Annotated in this window: 4 protein-coding genes, 1 tRNA gene and 1 pseudogene; 4 read left to right on the forward strand and 2 right to left on the reverse strand. The window is 69.0% G+C overall.

The window, feature by feature from the left end; translation table 11 throughout:
* Positions 1-268: pseudogene (locus ACFPZL_RS10325) on the reverse strand (o-succinylbenzoate synthase); the annotation flags it as partial.
* A gap of 380 nt (positions 269-648) precedes the next feature.
* Between ACFPZL_RS10325 and ACFPZL_RS10330 the strand changes: the two are divergent.
* From ACFPZL_RS10330 to nusG, 4 genes are all read left to right on the forward strand, one after another.
* Positions 649-1,566 carry a 1,4-dihydroxy-2-naphthoyl-CoA synthase gene (locus tag ACFPZL_RS10330; protein ID WP_218116398.1) on the forward strand — a complete coding sequence of 306 codons (918 nt, stop codon included), beginning with the start codon at positions 649-651 and terminating at the stop codon, positions 1,564-1,566.
* 289 nt (positions 1,567-1,855) lie between these two features.
* A tRNA-Trp gene (locus ACFPZL_RS10335) sits at positions 1,856-1,931 on the forward strand.
* Positions 1,932-1,977: 46 nt separating this feature from the next.
* Positions 1,978-2,250 (forward strand): preprotein translocase subunit SecE, encoded by a 273-nt coding sequence (gene secE / locus ACFPZL_RS10340; RefSeq protein ID WP_218116397.1) that lies wholly within the window; start codon positions 1,978-1,980, stop codon positions 2,248-2,250.
* A gap of 93 nt (positions 2,251-2,343) precedes the next feature.
* The gene (gene nusG / locus ACFPZL_RS10345; protein ID WP_218116396.1) at positions 2,344-3,147 is read left to right on the forward strand and encodes a transcription termination/antitermination protein NusG; all 804 of its coding nucleotides are present in this window, start codon (positions 2,344-2,346) and stop codon (positions 3,145-3,147) included.
* A gap of 195 nt (positions 3,148-3,342) precedes the next feature.
* On the opposite strand, the gene ACFPZL_RS10350 is transcribed toward nusG, so the two are convergent.
* A partial coding sequence (locus tag ACFPZL_RS10350) for an FAD-binding oxidoreductase (protein WP_382335324.1) occupies positions 3,343-4,581 on the reverse strand: 1,239 nt, incomplete at its 5' end.

Raw genomic sequence — 4,581 nt, forward strand, 5'->3', positions numbered from 1 at the left:
CCGCGGGCACGGCGGGCACGGTCGCGTTCACCGGGATCCGCTCGCGCCGGATCGGCGGCAGCTCCGCCCAGCCGAACTCGATCGCCGCGGCCAGCCAGGCGGCGGCCTCGGCGTCGTCGTATTCGGGGAACGGAGAGAACTCGCTCGCGCCGTTCGGGGCGTCGAACAGCACCGCCTCGCGCACCGTGATGCCGCGGAAGCGGGTGCGGGTCGGGATCGCGACCACCCGGGCACGATCCAGGAGCTCGTTCAGGAGCTCGCCCTGCAGCTCGCCCAGCCGCACGTCGATGGCGGGTAGCGCCGGCTGATCCTTCACGCCCCCATCCTCGCATCCTTGCCTCTTCCCGTTCCTGCTCCCTCTGTTCCTCTCGATCCCCTCTCTCCTCCCCGCGCCCCTCCTCCCCGAGCTCCCTCCATCCGCCTCCGCCCTGCGAGAGGCGGGAAAAGGTGGATATTCTCCCGCAGAAGAACCTTTTTCCGCCTCTCGCGGAGGGTGTCACCGAGGCATGCAGGAGGCAACCGAGGCATGCAGGGGGCATACATCGGAATCCACTCGCGAATACGGGGAATGGCGCCGCTCCACCCGCCCTGCCTCCGCACAACCCGAGCCATCCGCACAGACTCGGTGCCCCGGCATAGGCTTGAGGCATGACAGAACAGCAGGTCTCCGAGCTCTTCGACCCGGCCGAGTGGGAGCTCGCGCCGGGCGCCGAGGGATACACCGACATCACTGCGCACCTGAGCCGCGACGGCCGCATCGCACGCGTCGCCTTCGACCGGCCCGAGGTGCGCAACGCCTTCCGCCCGCACACGGTGGACGAGCTCTACGATGCGCTGGATCGGGCGCGCGTCGACCCGCGCGTCGGCGTCGTACTGCTCACGGGCAACGGGCCCTCGCCGAAGGACGGAGTGCATGCGTTCTGCTCGGGCGGCGACCAGCGGATCCGCGGTCGTGACGGCTACAAGTACTCGGACGACGAGCGGGCCGTCGGGCCTGAGGCCGCGGCGCGGGCCGGGCGCCTGCACATCCTCGAGGTGCAGCGCCTCATCCGCTTCATGCCGAAAGTCGTGATCGCCCTGGTCAACGGTTGGGCGGCCGGCGGCGGGCACTCGCTGAACGTCGTCTGCGACCTCTCGATCGCGAGCGAGGAGCATGCGCATTTCAAGCAGACGGATGCGGATGTCGGATCCTTCGACGCCGGCTACGGCAGCGCCTACTTCGCCCGCCAGATCGGCCAGAAGAACGCGCGGGAGGTGTTCTTCCTCGCCCGCGAGTACAGCGCGCAGCGCGCCTACGAGATGGGCGCGGTCAACGCGGTGGTGCCGCACGCCGAGCTGGAGCGCACCGGCGTCGAGTGGGCGCGCGAGATCCTGGGCAAGTCGCCGACGGCGATCCGCATGCTGAAGTACGCCTTCAACGCGGTCGACGACGGCCTCGTGGGGCAGCAGCTCTTCGCCGGCGAGACGACCCGCCTCGCCTACGGCACCGATGAGGCGGTGGAAGGACGCGATTCGTTCCTCGAGAAGCGGAGCCCCGACTGGTCGCCGTTCCCGTACCACTACTGAGACGGAGAACGCGGGGAATACGGGGAGCCGAGACCGAGACGATCTGCCGGCAGTGGATCGCACTCCGGCCGGCCGCATGGGCTGCATGTGCGCGCTCGGCCGGCTCGCGCCGGCGTCGCGGCGAAGGGTGAGACCGGCATCCGCCCGGTGCGCGGTGCGCGGTTCGACAAGGCTCGGGATGATGCCGTAGACTCTTTCGAGGTAGTTGACTTCTGCCAGAATTTTTTGTGCCTGCGAGCGGTTATCCGCACGTGGGCAGGAGAAGGTTCGCAGCGAGTCGGCAGACCATAGGGCGGTGGCGCAATTGGTAGCGCAGCGGTCTCCAAAACCGCAGGTTGCAGGTTCGAGTCCTGTCCGCCCTGCCATACCCCGCAGTCGCAGAACGGCGGGGCGAACGAAAGGCAGGTGCCCGTGAGCAGCAACGAGATCGACGAGACCGGCGACGGTCTGGTCGAGCGCGCCAGGGCTGATCGCGCCGCCAAGAAGTCGTTCTTCGGCCGTATCGTGCTCTTCATCCAGCAGGTCTTCGCCGAGCTGAAGAAGGTCACGACGCCCACCAGAAAAGAGCTGATCAACTACACGCTCGTGGTGCTGGGCTTCGTCGTCGTGATGATGGCGCTGGTGTGGGTGCTCGATCAGGCGTTCGGCTGGCTGACCGTCTTCATCTTCGGCACGCCCCTCTAACACTCTCACCATGCCCGAAACGCCGCCCGAATCGATCGCAGCGCGGCGGACCCCGGGCGATCAGCGATCGAAAGCAAGAAAGTCGGAAGTCAGATGACGAGCGAGAACAACACCCCCGAGGCCGAGCTCGACGCCGCCCTCGACGCGCTGGCGAACCAGGCCGATGCCGCCGACGCCGAGGTGGAGGTCGCTGCGACCGATGCGCCCGCACCCGATGCCTCCGCCGATGCGTCCACTGCGCCGGCCGACGCCGCCCCCGCTGAGGGCTCCGAGGATGCCGAGGCCGAGGATCCCTACGCCGCCTTCAAGCTCGAGCTGCGCACGAAGCCCGGCAAGTGGTACGTGGTGCACAGCTACGCCGGCTACGAGCGCAAGGTGAAGTCGAACCTGTGGAACCGTCGCGAGACGATGGGCGCGGTCGACGACATCTTCGAGATCCAGGTCCCCATGGAAGAGGTCATGGAGGTCAAGAACGGCCAGCGCAAGATGGTCACCCGTGTGCGCATCCCGGGCTACGTGCTCGTGCGCATGAACCTCAACGAGAACTCCTGGTCGGTCGTCCGCCACACGCCGGGCGTGACCGGCTTCGTCGGCAACGCGCACAACCCGGTGCCGCTGCGCTTCAAGGAAGCGTTCGAGATGCTGAAGAGCACCGTGGAGCTCGAGCCGGTGCTCGCCAAGTCCAAGGCCGCCGCCGGCGCCGCGGAGGCGGGCAACGTCGAGATCGACTTCGAGATCGGTGAGACCATCACCATCAAGTCGGGCTCCTTCGAGGGCCTGCCGGGCACGATCAGCGAGATCAACCCGGCCGCGGGCAAGCTGACGGTGCTCGTCTCGCTCTTCGAACGCGAGACGCCGGTCGAGCTGAGCTTCGACCAGGTCACCAAGATGGTCTGAGTCTCCGCCCGAGACGACGCGCGAGCGCCCGCTTCTTCGAGGAGGCGGGCGTTCGGCGTTTCCGCACCTTCGCGGGAGCGAGCGCAGCCGCGGCGTCGACCTTGCCGCGTCAGTGCCGTGACGCCAGTGCTGCGGGATCAGTGCTGCGGGATCAGCACGGCACAGGATCAGTGCCGCCGCCTCAGCGCCGCAGGATCAGCGAGCGGGAGGCGCGAAGACCGCGCCGGGGTTCAGGATCCCCTGCGGATCGAGCGCATCCTTGATCCGCTGCCCGATCTCGAGCACGTCCGACCCGATCTGACCCTCGAGCCACGGCCGCTTCAGCTTGCCGACGCCGTGCTCGCCCGAGATCGTGCCGCCGAGCGACACCGCGAGGGACATGATCTCCCCGTAGGCGGTTTCGGCGCGATCCTGCGCTGCGGGATCCGCGGGGTCGAACACGACGAGCGGGTGCGTGTTGCCGTCACCCGCGTGCGCGATGAAGGCGATGCACGTGTCGCGATCCTCGGCGATCCGCTCGATCCCCGCGATCAGCTCGCCGAGCCGCGGAATCGGGACGCCGACGTCCGAGAGCAGCAGGCGGCCGCGGGCCTCCACTGCCGGGATCGCGGCACGACGCGCATGCGCGAGTTCCGCGCCGCGTGCGGTCGTGGTCTCCTCGATCAGGATCGCGCCGTGCCTGCGGAAGACCTCCACCATGCGGGCGATGTCACGTCCCTCGGGGTCGAGATCGTCGCTGCCGGCGAGCACGAAGGCCTCGGCGCTGCGGTCGAGTCCGATTGCGAGCAGATCCTCCACCGCGTCGATCGCGGTGCGATCCATGTACTCCAGCAGGCTCGGCCGGATCGCGGCGGCGATCTCCGAGATCGCGGCGGCCGCGCGCTCGGAACTCCCGAACCAGGCGGCGATCCGTCGCGGCGTCGGCGGTGCGGGCAGCAGCCGCACGGTCGCCTCGGTGACCACGCCGAGCGTGCCCTCGCTGCCGACGAACAGCTTGACCAGGGGAAGTCCCGCGACATCTTTGACGAGCGGGCCGCCGAGGCGGATCGTCCGCCCGTCGGCGAGCACGACCTCGAGGCCCAGCACGTAGTCGACGGTCACACCGTACTTGACGCAGCAGAGCCCGCCGGCGTTCGTCGCGATGTTGCCGCCGATCGAGCAGATCTCGAACGACGCCGGATCCGGCGGATACCAGAGGCCGTGCTGGGCCGCGGCCGCCTGCAGCTCGGCGTTCAGCAGGCCGGGCTGCACGATGGCGGTACGGGTCGCGGGATCGACGCGCACGTCGCGCATGCGCTCGACGGAGAGGACGATGCCCCCGTCGACGGCGGTGGCTCCGCCCGAGAGGCCGGTTCCCGCGCCGCGGGCACGCTGATCCCTCTCAACAAGGATCTCCGTCCCGGCAGCTTCCTCGCGCGCTCGCATCCCGGCGAC

Source organism: Leucobacter soli (assembly GCF_042659205.1).
Taxonomy (GTDB): Bacteria; Actinomycetota; Actinomycetes; order Actinomycetales; family Microbacteriaceae; genus Leucobacter; species Leucobacter soli.

Coding starts and splice junctions, on each gene's coding strand:
- ACFPZL_RS10330 (WP_218116398.1), top strand. CDS start 649: ATGACAGAACAGCAGGTCTCCGAGCTCTTCGACCCGGCCGAGTGGGAG.
- nusG (WP_218116396.1), top strand. CDS start 2,344: ATGACGAGCGAGAACAACACCCCCGAGGCCGAGCTCGACGCCGCCCTC.